At 44.6% G+C, this 16,506-nt stretch carries 18 protein-coding genes, 17 tRNA genes, 1 rRNA gene and 1 riboswitch; of the genes, 28 read left to right on the top strand and 8 right to left on the bottom strand.

Annotation, left to right across the window (positions count from 1 at the left end; all coding sequences use genetic code 11):
- Positions 1 to 85 precede the first annotated feature (85 nt).
- The 17 genes from rrf (at position 86) to AU387_RS17940 (ending at position 1,955) form a co-directional block, all read left to right on the top strand.
- A 5S ribosomal RNA gene (gene rrf, locus AU387_RS18020) occupies positions 86 to 201 on the top strand.
- Positions 202 to 210: 9 nt separating this feature from the next.
- Positions 211 to 285, top strand: a tRNA-Asn gene (locus AU387_RS18015).
- Between the two features lie 5 nt (positions 286 to 290).
- Positions 291 to 382 (top strand) — tRNA-Ser (locus tag AU387_RS18010).
- A gap of 34 nt (positions 383 to 416) precedes the next feature.
- Positions 417 to 488, top strand: a tRNA-Glu gene (locus AU387_RS18005).
- 9 nt (positions 489 to 497) lie between these two features.
- Positions 498 to 573, top strand: a tRNA-Val gene (locus AU387_RS18000).
- A 7-nt stretch (positions 574 to 580) separates the two neighbouring features.
- Positions 581 to 657: transfer RNA gene (locus AU387_RS17995), tRNA-Met, on the top strand.
- A 56-nt stretch (positions 658 to 713) separates the two neighbouring features.
- A tRNA-Asp gene (locus AU387_RS17990) sits at positions 714 to 790 on the top strand.
- 12 nt (positions 791 to 802) lie between these two features.
- Positions 803 to 878, top strand: a tRNA-Phe gene (locus AU387_RS17985).
- Between the two features lie 5 nt (positions 879 to 883).
- Positions 884 to 956: transfer RNA gene (locus AU387_RS17980), tRNA-Thr, on the top strand.
- Between the two features lie 22 nt (positions 957 to 978).
- Positions 979 to 1,063 (top strand) — tRNA-Tyr (locus AU387_RS17975).
- A gap of 5 nt (positions 1,064 to 1,068) precedes the next feature.
- Positions 1,069 to 1,142 (top strand) — tRNA-Trp (locus tag AU387_RS17970).
- A gap of 24 nt (positions 1,143 to 1,166) precedes the next feature.
- Positions 1,167 to 1,242 (top strand) — tRNA-His (locus AU387_RS17965).
- 9 nt (positions 1,243 to 1,251) lie between these two features.
- Positions 1,252 to 1,323 (top strand) — tRNA-Gln (locus AU387_RS17960).
- Between the two features lie 49 nt (positions 1,324 to 1,372).
- Positions 1,373 to 1,447, top strand: a tRNA-Gly gene (locus tag AU387_RS17955).
- 5 nt (positions 1,448 to 1,452) lie between these two features.
- A tRNA-Cys gene (locus AU387_RS17950) sits at positions 1,453 to 1,523 on the top strand.
- A 7-nt stretch (positions 1,524 to 1,530) separates the two neighbouring features.
- A tRNA-Leu gene (locus AU387_RS17945) sits at positions 1,531 to 1,619 on the top strand.
- 254 nt (positions 1,620 to 1,873) lie between these two features.
- Positions 1,874 to 1,955, top strand: a tRNA-Leu gene (locus AU387_RS17940).
- Positions 1,956 to 2,053: 98 nt separating this feature from the next.
- Here AU387_RS17940 and spo0M read toward each other — a convergent pair.
- Positions 2,054 to 2,830 carry a sporulation control protein Spo0M gene (spo0M, locus tag AU387_RS17935; RefSeq protein WP_059336491.1) on the bottom strand — a complete coding sequence of 259 codons (777 nt, stop codon included), beginning with the start codon at positions 2,828 to 2,830 and terminating at the stop codon, positions 2,054 to 2,056.
- A 154-nt stretch (positions 2,831 to 2,984) separates the two neighbouring features.
- Here spo0M and AU387_RS17930 point away from each other — a divergent pair, with 154 nt between their 5' ends.
- Positions 2,985 to 3,182, top strand: coding sequence for a hypothetical protein (locus tag AU387_RS17930; RefSeq protein WP_010333477.1), 198 nt, complete (start codon positions 2,985 to 2,987; stop codon positions 3,180 to 3,182).
- A gap of 40 nt (positions 3,183 to 3,222) precedes the next feature.
- Here AU387_RS17930 and AU387_RS17925 read toward each other — a convergent pair whose 3' ends face one another.
- Genes AU387_RS17925 through AU387_RS17915 form a run of 3 tightly spaced genes read right to left on the bottom strand, consistent with a single transcriptional unit; the run spans position 3,223 to position 4,960 of the window.
- Positions 3,223 to 4,359 (bottom strand): zinc-dependent alcohol dehydrogenase, encoded by a 1,137-nt coding sequence (locus tag AU387_RS17925; RefSeq protein WP_059336490.1) that lies wholly within the window; start codon positions 4,357 to 4,359, stop codon positions 3,223 to 3,225.
- 20 nt (positions 4,360 to 4,379) lie between these two features.
- Positions 4,380 to 4,739, bottom strand: a complete 360-nt coding sequence (locus AU387_RS17920; RefSeq protein WP_010333479.1) for a spore coat protein — start codon at positions 4,737 to 4,739, stop codon at positions 4,380 to 4,382.
- Positions 4,736 to 4,960, bottom strand: a complete 225-nt coding sequence (locus AU387_RS17915) for a hypothetical protein (protein WP_024120670.1) — start codon at positions 4,958 to 4,960, stop codon at positions 4,736 to 4,738. Before AU387_RS17915 ends, AU387_RS17920 begins: the two co-directional genes overlap by 4 nt.
- Before the next feature lie 101 nt (positions 4,961 to 5,061).
- On the opposite strand from AU387_RS17915, the gene AU387_RS17910 reads away from it, so the two are divergent.
- The 3 genes from AU387_RS17910 (at position 5,062) to AU387_RS17900 (ending at position 8,163) form a co-directional block, all read left to right on the top strand.
- Complete coding sequence (locus tag AU387_RS17910; protein WP_044156781.1) at positions 5,062 to 5,754, top strand: Type 1 glutamine amidotransferase-like domain-containing protein; 693 nt, start codon at positions 5,062 to 5,064, stop codon at positions 5,752 to 5,754.
- 68 nt (positions 5,755 to 5,822) lie between these two features.
- A riboswitch (TPP riboswitch) is annotated at positions 5,823 to 5,930 on the top strand.
- A gap of 132 nt (positions 5,931 to 6,062) precedes the next feature.
- Positions 6,063 to 7,835: a phosphomethylpyrimidine synthase ThiC gene (thiC, locus tag AU387_RS17905; RefSeq protein WP_059336489.1), complete on the top strand. Its 1,773-nt coding sequence runs from the start codon at positions 6,063 to 6,065 to the stop codon at positions 7,833 to 7,835.
- A gap of 142 nt (positions 7,836 to 7,977) precedes the next feature.
- Positions 7,978 to 8,163: an FbpB family small basic protein gene (locus AU387_RS17900; RefSeq protein ID WP_024120673.1), complete on the top strand. Its 186-nt coding sequence runs from the start codon at positions 7,978 to 7,980 to the stop codon at positions 8,161 to 8,163.
- Positions 8,164 to 8,202: 39 nt separating this feature from the next.
- Here the strand turns inward: AU387_RS17900 and katA are convergent, their stop codons facing one another.
- Entirely contained in the window at positions 8,203 to 9,654 is a 1,452-nt protein-coding gene (gene katA, locus AU387_RS17895; RefSeq protein ID WP_059336488.1) for a catalase KatA, read from the bottom strand.
- A gap of 398 nt (positions 9,655 to 10,052) precedes the next feature.
- Between katA and AU387_RS17890 the strand changes: the two genes are divergently transcribed.
- From AU387_RS17890 to rpsN, 6 genes are all read left to right on the top strand, one after another.
- The gene (locus tag AU387_RS17890; RefSeq protein WP_044156780.1) at positions 10,053 to 10,820 is read left to right on the top strand and encodes an ABC transporter ATP-binding protein; all 768 of its coding nucleotides are present in this window, start codon (positions 10,053 to 10,055) and stop codon (positions 10,818 to 10,820) included.
- Between the two features lie 17 nt (positions 10,821 to 10,837).
- A complete protein-coding gene (locus AU387_RS17885; protein WP_059336487.1) occupies positions 10,838 to 11,839 on the top strand; it encodes an aliphatic sulfonate ABC transporter substrate-binding protein in 1,002 nt (333 codons plus the stop codon).
- Positions 11,833 to 12,666, top strand: coding sequence for an ABC transporter permease (locus AU387_RS17880; protein ID WP_082687952.1), 834 nt, complete (start codon positions 11,833 to 11,835; stop codon positions 12,664 to 12,666). The genes AU387_RS17885 and AU387_RS17880 overlap by 7 nt, the downstream gene beginning before the upstream one ends.
- 19 nt (positions 12,667 to 12,685) lie before the next feature.
- The gene (gene ssuD / locus AU387_RS17875) at positions 12,686 to 13,822 is read left to right on the top strand and encodes an FMNH2-dependent alkanesulfonate monooxygenase (RefSeq protein WP_059336485.1); all 1,137 of its coding nucleotides are present in this window, start codon (positions 12,686 to 12,688) and stop codon (positions 13,820 to 13,822) included.
- Between the two features lie 91 nt (positions 13,823 to 13,913).
- Positions 13,914 to 14,444 carry a hypothetical protein gene (locus tag AU387_RS17870; protein WP_059336509.1) on the top strand — a complete coding sequence of 177 codons (531 nt, stop codon included), beginning with the start codon at positions 13,914 to 13,916 and terminating at the stop codon, positions 14,442 to 14,444.
- A gap of 107 nt (positions 14,445 to 14,551) precedes the next feature.
- Positions 14,552 to 14,821 (top strand): 30S ribosomal protein S14, encoded by a 270-nt coding sequence (gene rpsN / locus AU387_RS17865; RefSeq protein WP_024120680.1) that lies wholly within the window; start codon positions 14,552 to 14,554, stop codon positions 14,819 to 14,821.
- Between the two features lie 17 nt (positions 14,822 to 14,838).
- Here rpsN and AU387_RS17860 read toward each other — a convergent pair whose 3' ends face one another.
- Both AU387_RS17860 and AU387_RS17855 read right to left on the bottom strand, forming a co-directional pair.
- Entirely contained in the window at positions 14,839 to 15,312 is a 474-nt protein-coding gene (locus AU387_RS17860; protein ID WP_059336484.1) for a hypothetical protein, read from the bottom strand.
- A gap of 1 nt (position 15,313) precedes the next feature.
- Entirely contained in the window at positions 15,314 to 15,514 is a 201-nt protein-coding gene (locus tag AU387_RS17855; protein WP_010333491.1) for a helix-turn-helix transcriptional regulator, read from the bottom strand.
- A 193-nt stretch (positions 15,515 to 15,707) separates the two neighbouring features.
- Here AU387_RS17855 and AU387_RS17850 point away from each other — a divergent pair.
- Positions 15,708 to 15,781, top strand: a tRNA-Gly gene (locus AU387_RS17850).
- A 90-nt stretch (positions 15,782 to 15,871) separates the two neighbouring features.
- On the opposite strand, the gene AU387_RS17845 is transcribed toward AU387_RS17850, so the two are convergent.
- On the bottom strand, positions 15,872 to 16,495 hold the full coding sequence (locus AU387_RS17845; RefSeq protein ID WP_059336483.1) for a hypothetical protein: 624 nt from the start codon (positions 16,493 to 16,495) through the stop codon (positions 15,872 to 15,874).
- Between the last annotated feature and the right edge of the window lie 11 nt (positions 16,496 to 16,506).

The following is a 16,506-nucleotide window of genomic DNA, read 5'->3' as shown; positions in this document are numbered from 1 at the left end:
GTTATCTAGTTTTGAGAGAATATCTCAAAAAAACTCTTGACTTTTCAAGATATACATAGTATAATTTTAAATGTCACTGAAATTGTCTGGTGATGATGGCGAAGAGGTCACACCCGTTCCCATGCCGAACACGGAAGTTAAGCTCTTCAGCGCCGATGGTAGTCGGGGGTTTCCCCCTGTGAGAGTAGGACATCGCCAGGCAGACTTCATTCCGCAGTAGCTCAGTGGTAGAGCTATCGGCTGTTAACCGATCGGTCGTAGGTTCGAATCCTACCTGCGGAGCCATTATTGGAGAGCTGTCCGAGTGGTCGAAGGAGCACGATTGGAAATCGTGTAGGCGGTCAACTCCGTCTCAAGGGTTCGAATCCCTTGCTCTCCGCCACTGATATTTATACATAATCACAATTGAAGGTCTGGGCCCGTTGGTCAAGCGGTTAAGACACCGCCCTTTCACGGCGGTAACACGGGTTCGAATCCCGTACGGGTCATTATATGATGGAGGATTAGCTCAGCTGGGAGAGCATCTGCCTTACAAGCAGAGGGTCGGCGGTTCGAGCCCGTCATCCTCCACCATTATCATCGCGGGGTGGAGCAGTTCGGTAGCTCGTCGGGCTCATAACCCGAAGGTCGCAGGTTCAAATCCTGCCCCCGCAACCAAAAAAATATCCTTTTAAATAGGAGCGCCCGAAGGGTGCAACCAATTAAAATCAAATGGTCCGGTAGTTCAGTTGGTTAGAATGCCTGCCTGTCACGCAGGAGGTCGCGGGTTCGAGTCCCGTCCGGACCGCCATTTAAATCATAAGGCTCGGTAGCTCAGTTGGTAGAGCAACGGACTGAAAATCCGTGTGTCGGCGGTTCGATTCCGTCCCGAGCCACCACCTATGCCGGTGTAGCTCAATTGGTAGAGCAACTGACTTGTAATCAGTAGGTTGGGGGTTCAAGTCCTCTTGCCGGCACTGTTTTTTCAAAACTTAATGTGGAGGGGTAGCGAAGTGGCTAAACGCGGCGGACTGTAAATCCGCTCCCTCAGGGTTCGGCAGTTCGAATCTGCCCCCCTCCACCATTTATAGGGGCATAGTTTAACGGTAGAACAGAGGTCTCCAAAACCTCCGGTGTGGGTTCGATTCCTACTGCCCCTGCCAAATTTATGACATCTTGAGATTATGGCGGTTGTGGCGAAGTGGTTAACGCACCAGATTGTGGCTCTGGCACTCGTGGGTTCGATTCCCATCAATCGCCCCATATTATCATTGGGCTATAGCCAAGCGGTAAGGCAACGGACTTTGACTCCGTCATGCGTTGGTTCGAATCCAGCTAGCCCAGTCTCAATTTTTTATATCAATTGAATATAATGTATTAAGTCCCTTAAGATGCGGAAGTAGTTCAGTGGTAGAACACCACCTTGCCAAGGTGGGGGTCGCGGGTTCGAATCCCGTCTTCCGCTCCAATTACGGCGGCATAGCCAAGTGGTAAGGCAGAGGTCTGCAAAACCTTTATCCCCGGTTCGAATCCGGGTGTCGCCTTTCTTTTGCCGGGGTGGTGGAATTGGCAGACACACAGGACTTAAAATCCTGCGGTAGGTGACTACCGTGCCGGTTCAAGTCCGGCCCTCGGCACCAATTTTACTTACTTGATAAGTTAAATTGGTGTTTGTGCTTGAAAATATAATGAAGCTAATCATATCAATGATCTACATAAGTAGATCATTTTTTTATTGTATGAAAGTGTCGATGTAAGCATTGGGCTGTATTTCATAAAAAGTCGCTTTAGCCCTTTATTATTATATTTCCCAAAAAACTTTTTTGAAATACATTGACACTTTATCATATCCATGATATATTTATATTCGTCGGTTAGATACGACGTAAAACTTGCCGGTGTGGCGGAATTGGCAGACGCGCACGACTCAAAATCGTGTTCCTTCTGGAGTGTCGGTTCGACCCCGACCACCGGTATAAAAAAGAACCCCGTTTCTTACTTATGTAAGAAACGGGGTTTTGTTTTTATTAAAAGAAGGAGCCTATATTAATAAGCATAGGCTCCTTTTTGTAATTTACTCAGCATATTGGTCGATGATCTCTTCTAAGACCTCTTCAAGTTGTTCGATATCTTCAAGCTCTGATTGTCTGAAACGGACACGTACGAGCTGCTCTCCGTCATTATACATCTCTTCCAGCCATCCACGCAGGCCTCTTGCCCGGCGATCGACTTCGAAAATAATTTCTAAACCGTCTTCCTCTAAAAGAAAAATAAGCTCTAATTCATCAAGCATCTGACGGTAATAGCCTGATGTTGGAACAAACTCAAATTCTTGAACGAAAGGCAGACGGCGCTGGAAGTAAGATGCCTGTTCACAGTCTGCTTCGTTAAGACGGAAGCCAAGGTTCTCAATTGCTTCTAATACATTTTCAACCCAAGGGTGTGCTTCTACGAAGATACGATCGTGATCTGATTTATCAATACCGCCTTGAATGTCAAGGTCTGTCACTACTGCGACTTCTACCTTCCCTGCAGTAATCGGTGTATCAAGAGGCAGGATGAAGGAGAACGGAAATTGGTGTTCTTCTCCAGGCTGAATGGTGAATGAACCCGTTACCCGAAAAGAATGAATTGTTGCGTGTTTCCGGTGCTCTTCATCGTCTTTTACAATGACATATCTTGTGTTGAGCTGTAAGTCAATATAACGGATATCCTGGGCGATTTTCCCGCCTTTTACATGTACAGTTCCCCGGACTTCTTCTCCTGGACAATACGCATCTTTCTCCAAAATGGTATCGATTTTTGCTGCGCCGATGCCGGCACTTGCGGCAAGTTTCTTAAAAAATGACATATTAGATCTTCCCCTTTTTCTTTTTTCTCAACAGTTATACGTGGGAAGAAGAAAAAAAGGTTCATTTATTTTGAAATAAATGAACCTTTTTTCCTATATTCGTTTATCTGAGGGACAGACTAAAAGTGATGCTTAAGTAAAGGAGGAGATATGAATGAATAAAGAAACGATGGTCGCTGATGAATTACATAGAATGTTTTTAGCTGGTGAGCTGCAAATCACAGTCGAGGAGGACATTAACAATCTTTCAGAAAGACTGAGAAGCGGTGAACTCAGATTAGACAGTTTGACCGGGGAAGATGCGTTTATAAAAGAAACAGTAAACGAAGCGTTAAGAAGAGTGGAGCAATAAAATAGAGAGACGGCTTCTCAAAATGAGAGACCGTCTTTTTTTATGGTTTAAGAAGCACTTTAATGGCTCCGTCTGTTTTCGTATCAAACACCTCATAACCGTGCTTTGCTTGATCTAACGGCAGAACATGTGTGATGATGTCGCCCGGATCTACTTTACCTGTAGCAATCAAATCATACAGGTACGGCATATAATGAATGACAGGGGCTTGCCCGGTTCTAACATTTACATTCCTTTGGAAGATGTCTCCGAATGGAAATGCATTGTATCTCATTCCGTACACACCTGTCACCTGAATTGTGCCGCATTTTCTGACAGCCTGTGCCGCCGTTACCAGCGCACCCATGGCTCCGCCGTGCATTTTTACACCGGTGGCGAGAAATTCAAGCGGGGACATTTTGCCGTCCATTCCGACGCAGTCGATGACAACATCTGCACCGCCCTGTGTGATTTCTTTCAAATATGAACCAGCGTTTTCATGATGCTCGAAATTAACGATTTCTACATTGTTTGTTTTTTTGGCGTGCTGAAGGCGATAGTCTACATAATCCACTGCAATGACTCTTTTGGCGCCTTTCATCCATGCGAATTTTTGCGCGAGCAGCCCGACAGGACCGCAGCCGAGAATAATGACGGTATTTCCCTCTTTTACTCCTGCGTTGTCTACGCTCCAATAGGCTGTCGACATAGCGTCTGAAAGCAATACTAATTTCTCATCTTCTACTTCACAGTCATCAGGCAGTTTAAAGGGAGTGAAGTTAGCATAGGGGACGCGCATGTATTCAGCCTGGCCTCCGGGATAGCCGCCTGCTGAGTCTGAATAGCCAAAATAAGCGCCGACTTCGCCGTTTGCATTTGAATTGTCACATTGGCTTTCAAGCTGGTTTTTGCAGAAAAAACATTCGCCGCAGCTGACGTTAAACGGTATGATGACACGATCGCCTTTTTTAACCTTGTGAACGTCGGGGCCTGTTTCTTCAACAATGCCCATTGGTTCATGGCCGATGATATAATCTTCAGGAAAATTGGGAACCATGCCGTGAATTAGGTGTAAATCAGATCCGCAGATTGCTGTGGTTGTCAGTTTGACAATGATATCATCAGGCTTTTTGATTTCTGGCGCTTTTACCTCTTTGACGCGGACGTCTTTAATGCCTTGATACGTAACAGCTTTCATTCATGATGTCTCCTTATTGTTTAGTGATCGGGCGTGGCGAATGTTCCGAGACGGTTCGTGTTATCAGGAAAAAGTTTTAGCCCGGCGATATCAACGGCTGTTTGTGCTGATTTCATATCGATTTGAAATTGTTTGTCCAAGTCAGAAGGGAAAAGCCAGCCTTTTTCCATCATGAGCTGTGATAGTTCTCCATGCAGGTAAATAGCAGCGTCTAATTGATTGCGCAATGCTGTTCTGAGTTCTGGGCTTGCGGTTTCCGTGATGGCGACAGCATAATTTTTGATACCGGTTTTTACGGAAATTAAGAAATCAAGGGCAAGTGCTGAATCAGCAAGGTCAGGCATGCCTTTTGCGTTTTTCGGGTCTAAGAAATCGTTCAATGATAGTCACCTCCTGTTATTGTCGGGGCCTTTTGATAGAGGCTCTGAAGCTCAGTTACGTCCCGTACAGACTGCTGTACATCCTTCTCCATAAGGGCTCTTAGTTCCTGATCGAACACCAGTCCCTGCATCATTTTTGATTTAAGTAAACATACGGTTTTGAAGTTGAGGATTTCGTGTAAATCAACTGTTTCGTGGTTTGCCAAACGGTCTTGTTCCATTTTTTCGGTCACCTCCTGATTCAAAGGTATTTTTACCTTGTATCATGCTTTTATGCGAAAGTGCTATAATGGGTAAAATATTATCTTGGGGGAGTCGGATGATGAAACAGATTATTGCGATGGGCGGCGGAGGTTTTTCAATGGAACCAGATCATCTCGTTCTTGATCAATTTATCATTAATCAGTCAAAGCAGCCCTCACCTCGCATTTGTTTTTTGCCAACGGCAAGCGGGGATGCGGAGAACTATGTTCAGCGGTTTTATCATGCTTTTCAAAAGCTTGATTGTGACCCGTCTCATTTGTCTTTATTTAAGCCGCCGACAACAGATTTAGCCTCCTTTATTATGGAGAAAGATGTGATTTATGTCGGAGGGGGAAATACAAGAAATTTGCTGGTGCTGTGGAAGGAGTGGGGACTGGATCACATATTGAAAAAAGCTTGGGAGAACGGGATTATTTTAGCGGGATTAAGTGCAGGTGCGATCTGCTGGTTTGAAGAAGGTGTGACGGATTCTGCCGGACCGCTGACCGGTTTGAAAAGCTTGGGTTTTTTGCAAGGCAGTTTTTGTCCTCATTATGATGGAGAAAAGGATCGGAGACCTGCATATCATCACATGATATCAGCGAAAGCGTTGAGCAGCGGTTATGCGGCGGATGATGGAGCAGCTCTGCATTTTATTGATGATCAGTTTTTTCAGGCTGTGAGTTCAAGATCTGATGCAAATGCGTATCAGGTGGTGCTTCATGAAAATGAAATCTCTGAAATAGCATTGCCGATTACATATTTGTCTTGAATTTGCTGAATATTTTATACATTGCTCTTTTTTTCAGTTTGTTTTTATGATACGATAAGTGCGAAATTAATAGTTACTGGGGGTGCCCGCTGACGGGCTGAGAGAGAAGATATGCTTCTCAACCCTTTGGACCTGATCTGGTTCGTACCAGCGTGGGGAAGTAGAGGAATTGTTTTTATTATTGCTGAATACTGCAATAATATGTTTCTTTCTGACTGTAACCGGGTTCATTCAATTGAATCCGGTTTTTTGTGCTGGTTATGGGCTTGATTTTGTCCTTTCAAACAAAGAGAGGGGAAGGATAAGTGATGCAAAATCATTCAGTGCAGCAAGCCAACATTTCCATTATGTCGAGTTTTTCGGGGAGTAAAAAAGTATATGTAGAGGGGGCTTCGCCGGATATTCAAGTGCCGATGAGAGAAATCGAACTCAGTCCGACGGCAGGATCATTCGGCGAAGAGGAAAACGCGCCGGTTCGTGTCTATGATACAAGCGGACCGTATACGGACCCCGATGTAAAAATTAATATTCAAGAAGGTTTAAAACCGCTTCGGCACAAGTGGATCACTGGGCGCAGCGATGTTGAGGAATACGATGGACGTGCTGTGAAGCCAGAAGACAACGGCTATAAAAAGGCTAACCCTAATGTAAGCTATCCAGGGTTAAAACGGAAACCGCTGCGGGCGAAAACAGGCCAAAATGTCACTCAAATGCATTATGCGAAAAAGGGGATGATTACCCCTGAAATGGAGTTTATCGCTATTCGTGAGCATGTGACCCCCGAATTTGTCAGAGATGAAGTAGCCAGCGGCCGGGCGATTATTCCAGCAAATATTAATCATCCGGAAAGTGAACCAATGATTATCGGCCGAAATTTCCATGTGAAAATTAACGCGAATATCGGGAATTCAGCGGTTACATCTTCGATTGAAGAAGAAGTGGAAAAAATGACGTGGGCAATTCGCTGGGGAGCAGATACGATGATGGATCTTTCCACAGGGAAAGACATTCATACGACGCGTGAATGGATTATCCGAAATTGCCCGGTTCCTGTTGGCACCGTTCCGATCTATCAAGCGCTTGAAAAAGTAAACGGTGTAGCGGAGGATTTAACGTGGGAAATCTACCGTGACACGCTGATTGAGCAGGCTGAACAGGGTGTGGATTATTTTACGATTCACGCGGGTGTTTTGCTGCGATATGTGCCGCTAACTGCTAAACGGACAACGGGAATTGTGTCACGCGGCGGAGCGATTATGGCCCAGTGGTGTCTGGCTCATCATCAGGAAAGCTTTCTGTATACTCATTTTGAAGAGATCTGTGAAATTATGAAAACGTATGATATTGCCTTTTCTCTTGGAGACGGGCTTCGACCAGGGTCAATTGCCGATGCCAATGACGAAGCGCAGTTTGCTGAATTAGAGACTCTCGGAGAACTCACGCAAATTGCCTGGAAGCATGATGTTCAGGTGATGATTGAGGGGCCGGGTCATGTGCCGATGCATAAAATCAAGGAGAACGTCGATAAACAAATGGAAATCTGTAAAGAAGCGCCTTTTTACACGCTAGGGCCGCTGACGACGGATATTGCACCGGGCTATGACCACATTACATCTGCGATCGGAGCGGCGATGATCGGCTGGTACGGTACGGCCATGCTTTGTTATGTGACGCCGAAGGAGCATCTTGGGCTGCCAAACCGTGAAGATGTGCGGGAAGGGGTTATTACATACAAAATTGCGGCGCATGCGGCTGACCTTGCAAAAGGGCATCCGGGAGCGCAAATACGAGATGACGCTTTATCAAAAGCCCGCTTTGAATTCCGCTGGCGAGACCAATTTAACCTGTCGCTTGATCCGGAAAGAGCGCTTGAATATCATGATGAGACCCTGCCTGCTGAAGGGGCGAAAACGGCTCATTTCTGTTCGATGTGCGGACCGAAATTTTGCAGCATGCGAATTTCTCAGGATATCCGTGATTATGCCAAAGACAAAGAGCTTAATGAGTGGGATGCGATTCAGGAGGGCATGAAAGAAAAAGCCGAGGAATTTGTGAATCAAGGCAGCAAACTTTATAAGTAACAGTATAGAAAGTCATTGACAGGCCGAATTGAATACGTTTAAATATAGCTAATATACATTTCCAACATTTGCTGATCGGATCACCGAAGGCTCTTATCTTTTGAGATAAGAGCCTTTTTTATTTTTAAAGGAGGGAGAAATGATGGGAACCAAAAAAGAGAAAGGGAGAAGACGCTTCAGAAAACGAAAAACATATGGCAATCAGATGCTGCCGCTGGCGCTTCTTATTGAAAAGAACAAGCGGGAGATAATGAATAGTGAGGAGTTAATGGAGAAAATTTATATGAAGATTGATGAGAAGCATACGGCAATCCGTAAATCTATGTAAAAAACCCGCTGTTTATTCAGCGGGTTTTTTTCTATGCTATTAAACTTCTTTTTTAATCGGCAAACCTAAGCCCTCTGCCACGCGTCTTCCGTATTCAGGATCAGCTTTGTAAAAGTGCTCGATTTGGCGGAGTTTGATATCTTCTTTTTCTACCGGTTTCATTGCATTTACGATATTTTCTACAAGGCGGGTGCGTTCCTCTTCGCTCATTAAACGGTAGAGATCGCCGGCTTGTGTGTAGTGATCATTGTGATCGTAGCTTACGCTGTCAGCCATACCTTGTACCGGATAAGCCGCTTGTTTATTCTCAGGTGACTCAGTCGGTCCGCCGAAGCTGTTTGGCTCGTAGTAGACGGAGCCGCCGCCGTTATTGTCAAAGCGCATTTGTCCGTCACGCTGATAGTTTCTTACTTCGTTGCGTGCGCGGTTGATCGGCAGGGCCTGGTGGTTTGCTCCGACACGGTAGCGATGCGCATCATGATACGCAAACAGACGCCCTTGAAGCATTTTATCCGGTGATACATCAATACCGGGGACCAGTGTTCCAGGTGAGAATGTTGCTTGCTCTACTTCGGCAAAGTAGTTTTCCGGATTTCTGTCAAGAACCATACGGCCGACTTCAATGAGCGGATAGTCTTTTTGAGACCATACTTTTGTGACATCAAACGGATCGAAGCGGTACGTATTTGCATCTTCTAAAGGCATGATTTGCACATATAATTTCCATGCAGGGAAATCGCCGTTTTCGATTGCATTGAACAGATCTTCAGTATGATAATCCGGGTTTTCACCGGCAATTTTTGCTGCTGTCTTCACATCAAGGTTCTTCACGCCTTGTTCTGTTTTAAAGTGATACTTGATCCATACGCCTTCGCCTTCGGCATTTGTCCATTTGAATGTATGGCTACCAAAACCGTGCATGTGGCGAAGTGTAGCAGGAATTCCGCGGTCAGACATCAGGATCGTCACTTGGTGTAGGGCTTCCGGTGAAAGTGACCAGAAATCCCATACAGCTGTAGGATTTTTCAAGTGTGTTTTTGGATCTCTTTTTTGTGTATGGATAAAATCAGGGAACTTAATCGCATCGCGGATGAAGAAGACCGGCGTATTGTTGCCGACAATGTCATAGTTTCCTTCTTCTGTATAAAACTTAACAGCAAATCCGCGCGGGTCGCGAACGGTGTCAGCAGAGCCAAGTTCACCGGCAACTGTTGAGAAACGGATGAACAAAGGTGTGCGTTTGCCGACTTCTGATAAGAAAGCAGCTTTTGTATATTTTGTTACATCGTTTGTCACTTCAAAATAACCGTGTGCGCCTGCACCTTTAGCGTGAACGACACGCTCAGGAACACGTTCTCTGTTAAAATGGGCCAATTTTTCGAGTAAGTGTACATCTTGGATTAAAGTTGGTCCGCGAGAACCGGCAGTCATTGAATTTTGATTATCTCCAACTGGAGCTCCCCAGCTAGTTGTCAGTTTATTTGAACTCATGTCATCACCTCTTGGAATTGATAAGAACATAATATCATCTCTAAGTAAAAAGTCAATATTATTTTATAATGATTATAAAATAATTATTTATATAATACGATAAAAACTATTAAAAAAAGCAGAAAACCCTTGGCAGAACAGTTTAATAGAGATGATCGAGGGTTTATAGAAATAAGCGCTATTTGCGAATATGAGAAGTAAGTGATAAACATTCATCCAAAAAATGCTGAATAAAAAAGAGTTGACATATCGGAATAATTTGAATTAACATGATATTCAAACAAAAAAACAATTGGGCAGCTGATCGGACCGCCGAAGGCTCTCATCTCTACAAAAACAGAGATGGGGGCCTTTTTGTTTTTTTAGAAGGCGGGGTTGGCAGAAGGAGAGGGATAAAAGTGGCTGTGACCATCAACATCAAGGAAAAAGCATTTGCTCAAGAAGGCCGCCAAACTACGGTCTTGGAGAATATTCAATTATCAATTGCACCGGGTGAGTTTTTAACGATCATCGGACCGAGCGGATGCGGAAAAAGCACACTTTTAAAGATAATTGCAGGACTTGATTCTGATTTTAGCGGGAGTGTCGAAATTAACGGACGCCATGTGACTGCACCAGGTATTCAGCAAGGATTTATTTTTCAGGAACACCGTCTTTTTCCTTGGCTGACGGTTGAGCAGAATATTGCCGCCGATTTGAATTTGAAAGATCCTGAAGTCAAACAGAAGGTAGATGAACTGATCGAGATTGTCAGATTAAAAGGATCGGAGAAAGCATATCCGCGTGAGCTGTCGGGCGGTATGTCTCAAAGAGTGGCCATCGCACGTGCTCTTCTGCGGGAGCCGGAGGTGCTGCTTTTGGATGAACCGTTCGGTGCGTTAGACGCGTTTACTCGAAAACACCTTCAAGACGTGCTGCTGGATATATGGCGGAGGAAAAAAACAACGATGATACTCGTCACTCATGATATAGATGAATCTGTTTATTTAGGGAATGAGATTGCGATCCTAAAAGCCAAACCGGGAAAAATTCATAAGCTGATGCCAATTCATCTGGCTTACCCCCGAAACAGGACGACGCCTGACTTCCAAGCGATCAGACAGAAAGTGCTGTCGGAATTCGAAAAAACAGAAGACTTTGAGTATGCAGAAGGATCAGGGATATAGAAAGGGCTGAAGCAGAGATGAAAAAAGGAATCATTGTATTGGCATCTATTTTTTTTCTGCTGGCAGGGTGCGGAGCAAATGGAGCCAGCGGTGATAAAAAACCATTGAAAGAAATTCGGATCGGGATACAGCAAAGCTTAAGCCCGCTTTTAATTGCCAAGGAAAAAGGCTGGTTTGAAGAGGCTTTCGAAAAAGAAGGCATCAAGGTGAAATGGGTGGAGTTTCAAAGCGGGCCGCCACAATTTGAAGGGCTTGCAGCAGATAAACTTGACTTTTCTCAAGTCGGCAATTCACCAGTGATCGCTGGACAGGCGGCAGGCATTGATTTTAAAGAAATCGGCTTGTCTCAGGACGGATTAAAGGCGAACGGCATACTTGTGAATCCAGACAGCGGGATTAAGGAGGTCAAAGATTTAAAAGGAAAGAAAATTGCTGTAGCGAAAGGCAGCAGCGGCTTTGACTTTTTGTATAAAGCGCTTGATCAAGCAGGCTTGTCAGCTGATGACGTGACTGTTATTCAGCTGCAGCCTGATGAAGCGGCCTCTGCGTTTGAAAACGGTTCGGTTGACGCTTGGTCCATCTGGGAGCCGTACCTATCCTTAGAAACAATCAAACACGGAGCGAAACTTCTTGTGAACGGGGAAAGCACCGATTTATATTCACCAGGGTTTACATTAGTTAGAACAACATTCTCTAAGGAACATCCAGACGAAGTGGTCCGTTTTCTGCAGGTATTTAATCAGGCGGTTGTATGGCAAAAGGAACATCCGGGTGAAGCGGCTGACTTGTATGCAAAAATAAAAGATCTCGATAAAAAGGTCGTTGAAAATGTGCTGAAAAATACGGAGCCTCTGAATGAGGTTATTAGTGAAGACATTATAAAAGCGCAGCAGGAGACAGCGGATTTTCAATTTAAAACAAAAGCGATAGATAAGAAAATTGATGTGAGAGAAGTTGTTGATAATTCATTTATCAAAAAAGCGTTAAAGGAAAAAGTCTCTGGAGGTGATCCATCATGAAAGCAGAGGCTGCAGGTTCACTGCCGAAAGCAAATGCTGAAGCGATCCAAAGAAAGCCCCATAGAATCAAATACGGGTGGGCAAAGGGGCTTCTGCTGCCTGCTGTGATCATAGCCATCTGGCAGGTGATCGGCAGTCTTGGCATCGTGTCGGCGACAGTGCTCCCTACGCCTGTTGCGATCTTGCTGACGTTTAAAGAGCTCATTTTGACAGGCGAGCTCTTTGGCCATCTGCAAATCAGTATATATCGGGCAGCGCTTGGTTTTGTACTTGGTGCGGGGCTTGGACTTTTGATCGGAATTTTGGCCGGATTCTCTAAACGGACGGAGTTGTATCTTGACCCATCATTGCAAATGCTCAGAACCGTTCCGCATCTGGCTGTCACGCCGCTGTTTATTTTATGGTTCGGTTTTGATGAAATATCGAAAATTTTGCTGATTGCGCTCGGCGCTTTCTTCCCTGTGTATATCAATACATTTAACGGCATTCGCGGAGTTGACGCTAAGCTGTTCGAAGTTGCCCGGGTGCTTGAATTTAAATGGCACCAGCAGATGACAAAAGTGATTGTGCCGGCATCCCTGCCCAATATATTGCTCGGCATTCGCTTATCGCTGGGTATTGCATGGCTTGGGCTTGTTGTAGCGGAGCTGATGGGTTCAAGCTCTGGGGTCGGTTATATGATCATGGATGCCAGACAATTTTCACAAACAAATAAAGTGTTTGCGGGGATTATCATTTTTGCGGTGGTTGGAAAGCTGACGGATTCTTTTGTCAGGATGCTTGAACGAAAGCTATTAAAGTGGAGAAACAGTTACGAGGGAAAATAGACGAAAAGGAGAGATTGATATGGACATTCTTTGGTTTATTCCGACGCATGGAGACGCAAGGTATTTAGGGTCAGAAAGCGATGGACGGACGGCGGATCATGAATACTTTAAACAAGTGGCGCAGGCCGCTGACAGGCTGGGGTATACAGGAGTCCTTCTGCCGACGGGAAGATCGTGCGAGGACCCTTGGCTCACAGCCTCGGCGTTAGCCGGGGAAACAAAAGATTTAAAGTTTTTAGTCGCGGTACGGCCCGGGTTAATGCAACCTTCTCTTGCAGCCAGAATGACCTCTACCTTAGATCACATTTCAGATGGACGGCTGCTGATTAATGTTGTGGCAGGGGGCGATCCGTACGAGCTAGCCGGGGACGGACTGTTTATCAGTCATGATGAGCGCTATGAAGCAACGGACGAATTTTTAACTGTTTGGCGGGGGCTTTTGCGCGGAGAAACGGTCACCTATGAAGGAAAACATATAAAAGTGGAAAACAGCAATCTGCTATTCCCGCCGCGGCAAGCACCGCACCCGCCTATCTATTTCGGCGGGTCCTCACAGGCTGGAATTGAAGTCGCGGCAAAGTATACAGATGTGTATTTAACGTGGGGTGAGCCGCCTGAACAGGTAAAAGAAAAGATTGAGAGAGTCAAAAAGCAAGCGGAAAAAGAGGGAAGAACAGTGCGGTTCGGCATTAGGTTGCATGTGATCGCCCGTGAAACAGAACATGAGGCGTGGGAAGCGGCTGAACGTTTAATCAGCCATTTGGATGATGACACGATTGCCAAAGCACAGAACGCTTTGCGCCGTGCTGATTCTTCGGGTCAAAAGCGGATGGCGGAGCTTCATCGAGGCGATCGGACAAAGCTTGAAATCAGCCCGAATCTGTGGGCGGGTATCGGCCTGGTCAGAGGAGGGGCAGGCACGGCTCTTGTCGGAGATCCGCAGACCATTGCCGACCGCATAGCGGAGTACCACGCCCTCGGCATTGAATCATTTATTTTTTCCGGCTATCCTCATTTAGAAGAAGCGTACTATTTTGCAGAGCTCGTCTTCCCGCTTTTGCCGTTCGAAAATGAGCGGACAAGGAAACTTCAGAAAAAAAGAGGAGAAGCCGTAGGTAACACTTATTTTGTCAAAGAGAATCATGCATCAGTTTAAGTGAAAACACAGTCTCCGAACATGGTATGATAATCAAAAAAGGGGGCTGTTTTTCCTGAGAATACTTATAAGTGCCGTTACTCTGTTGGTCATGCTGTCCGCATGCGGAAATACGAAGCACATGGAAATCAAAGAGGCAGATGTTTCAGATATTGAAAAAAACAGAATGAAGATTGCGGCTCCGTATTCATTCGCTGCTGAAGTGACTAATATCAACGAAAGCATTTCTGAGGCTGACATGTACATTGAACATTACCAAAACGGAAAGCTTGTTGAAACGATAGGTCCGGTAACTGCTGATTTCACGGAAGAAAATCCCGCTACATTACAATTTGTTTATTTTGAGAATGAGGAAGATCAGAAAAAAATGAGCACCGTTCACTTTGGCATTGTTGATGAACAAGGGAGCAGCACGGCTGCTTCATCGTTTCAGCGTGACGTCAGCGCTGCACAGGAAATGACTCAAAATTTATCATCAGCGGAGCCAATTTCTTTCGGGAAACCGGTATTGATCGGCAGCAGCATAAAGGATTCTAACGGTACAATGAAAACCTCTGAAAACAAAAATGAAGTGATTAAACATAAAGATGCTCTGCTTTATTATGTTGAATTGCATAAATAGAATGGACGGCTTCGGCCGTCTGTTTTACCGAGCGGTGTGCTTGCATTTTAGAATACATCATGATACATTTTAAATCGTAAATATTACGATTTAAAGGAGGCTTTTTCTTGGCTAAGAAATCAAAAGTGGCAAAAGAATTAAAACGCCAGAAGCTTGTTGAACAATATGTTGCTATTAGACAAGAGTTAAAGGCAAAAGGAGATTACGAAGCACTCAGCAAGCTGCCGAGAGATTCAGCACCGGGAAGACTCCATAACCGCTGTATGGTAACGGGCCGCCCGAGAGGATATATGAGAAAATTTAAAATGTCCAGAATTGCATTTAGGGAGCTGGCGCATAAAGGCCAAATTCCGGGTGTGAAAAAAGCAAGCTGGTAAGAAAAAACTCCGGACGATTACACCGCGCCGGAGTTTTTTTCATTTTTCTTGAAGGAAATGACATAGGATAGGTGCTGGATGATCATGATGATAAACACGATAATAATAGGGAAAAAGGGAATGTGTGACTGAAACAGCGGATAAAAAATGAGCAGGACAGCGGCGGCAGGAAGTGAAAAGTAGACGGCGATATATGACGCACGGCAGGCTTTTGCCGTCATCATCTGCTCTCTTTCATCCTGTTCCTCAAATTCATCTGGCAGCAGGAGATGTTTTGACGCAGGTCGGCTTTTCTTTTGTAAATAGATATAAACTGCAGCTGCCGCAATAAAAAGAATAAACGGGGTAATGTTTATATCAAACATCATCTGGGCGTTCCTTGTGCTGAAAAAGGCTCCAATGCCTTCCGAAGCTTCAAAGTATGAAATCAGTGTCCAGCATGCAAGGCCGAACAAAACGAGGTGAAATGCTGCTTTTGTTTTCATGCTCATATTAGTCTTCCTCCTCTAGCCAAAAGACATCCTCCATTTTCATGGAGAAGGCTTTGCAGATTTTTAATGCTAATAACAGTGAGGGAACATAGTCTCCTTTTTCAATTGCTGCGACCGTTTGTCTCGTGACGCCGACCGTTTCTCCGAGTTTTTCCTGAGAATAGCTGAAGCGCGCTCTGAGCTCTTTCACTTTATTTTTCATCATGACGTCTGCCACCTTCACATTCTCACTTTCTTCTATTGTATAGTTTATTTAACATTATGTAAATGGAACTTAACAACATTGCGAAAATAAAAATTTCTTTCGACAAATTTTTTATATTCTCTTGACGAAAAATTAATAAACGTGTAACATAATAAAAGTCAAAGCGGTGCTGACACCGACAATAACAAATGCGGGTGTAGTTTAGTGGTAAAACCTCAGCCTTCCAAGCTGATGTCGTGAGTTCGATTCTCATCACCCGCTCCATACATACGTTATTAACGCAGTGTTTCGTTTCTCAGATAAACGAAGTATTGCGTTTTTTTATGTGAAAAAGAACACGAATCTCGTGTTCTTTTACGTAAGCCAATGTACTGTATGGCCGCCGCCGTGAATTTGTTCAAACATTTTCGTTAATGATGTTAATAGGTTAACGGCATTTTCTTTTTTAATCGATGGCGGGAAAAAGATGATTTGCAGCATGCTTTTTGTATCTGCTGTGACGGGTTTTTGATTGACTTTGTTTTTGAAATTGCCGAATACCCCGTCTTCATCAGAATAAATCAGTATGTTATTTTTTTCTCCTGCTGAAATCCGGACTGGCTCCTGGAGCTTGCCGGCATCATAGATCATAATGGGGAGAGAATATTTTAACGCGAAAAAATGTATGGTATCATGGGCTGAATCCTCGCTTTCCATGAATTGTTCTTTGGATATCGGGATCAGCATTTGCTCCATCGGCGTTTTTTCTCCCTCGAATGAAGGGTCAAGCTGCTTAAAGATTGTCTGCCATTCTTTAACGAAAGGCTGGCTGGAAATTCCGCCGTCCGCATAGTCAAAAAACAGGGACTCTTGAAATAAACGAAGTCTGCCTTTCAGCATTTGCGGAGAGGAGCCGACTTCAATATTTTCATATATCACAGCGGCTGCTTTTATTCCTGCCGCACGTTCAGTAATAACAGGATCAAGTTTGATATTCACATGCATTCACT

The organism is Bacillus halotolerans (assembly GCF_001517105.1).
Taxonomy (GTDB): Bacteria; Bacillota; Bacilli; order Bacillales; family Bacillaceae; genus Bacillus; species Bacillus halotolerans.
Note: the sequence above shows the minus strand (reverse complement) of the source record. Positions and strands in the feature narration are given on the sequence as shown.

What these genes read in the sequence shown, in the direction of transcription:
- spo0M (WP_059336491.1), bottom strand. Translation starts at nt 2,830, where the DNA reads ATGTCATTTTTTAAGAAACTTGCCGCAAGTGCCGGCATCGGCGCAGCA.
- AU387_RS17930 (WP_010333477.1), top strand. Translation starts at nt 2,985, where the DNA reads ATGAATAAAGAAACGATGGTCGCTGATGAATTACATAGAATGTTTTTA.
- AU387_RS17925 (WP_059336490.1), bottom strand. Translation starts at nt 4,359, where the DNA reads ATGAAAGCTGTTACGTATCAAGGCATTAAAGACGTCCGCGTCAAAGAG.
- AU387_RS17915 (WP_024120670.1), bottom strand. Translation starts at nt 4,960, where the DNA reads ATGGAACAAGACCGTTTGGCAAACCACGAAACAGTTGATTTACACGAA.
- AU387_RS17910 (WP_044156781.1), top strand. Translation starts at nt 5,062, where the DNA reads ATGAAACAGATTATTGCGATGGGCGGCGGAGGTTTTTCAATGGAACCA.
- thiC (WP_059336489.1), top strand. Translation starts at nt 6,063, where the DNA reads ATGCAAAATCATTCAGTGCAGCAAGCCAACATTTCCATTATGTCGAGT.
- AU387_RS17900 (WP_024120673.1), top strand. Translation starts at nt 7,978, where the DNA reads ATGGGAACCAAAAAAGAGAAAGGGAGAAGACGCTTCAGAAAACGAAAA.
- katA (WP_059336488.1), bottom strand. Translation starts at nt 9,654, where the DNA reads ATGAGTTCAAATAAACTGACAACTAGCTGGGGAGCTCCAGTTGGAGAT.
- AU387_RS17885 (WP_059336487.1), top strand. Translation starts at nt 10,838, where the DNA reads ATGAAAAAAGGAATCATTGTATTGGCATCTATTTTTTTTCTGCTGGCA.
- ssuD (WP_059336485.1), top strand. Translation starts at nt 12,686, where the DNA reads ATGGACATTCTTTGGTTTATTCCGACGCATGGAGACGCAAGGTATTTA.
- AU387_RS17870 (WP_059336509.1), top strand. Translation starts at nt 13,914, where the DNA reads ATGCTGTCCGCATGCGGAAATACGAAGCACATGGAAATCAAAGAGGCA.
- AU387_RS17860 (WP_059336484.1), bottom strand. Translation starts at nt 15,312, where the DNA reads ATGAGCATGAAAACAAAAGCAGCATTTCACCTCGTTTTGTTCGGCCTT.
- AU387_RS17855 (WP_010333491.1), bottom strand. Translation starts at nt 15,514, where the DNA reads ATGAAAAATAAAGTGAAAGAGCTCAGAGCGCGCTTCAGCTATTCTCAG.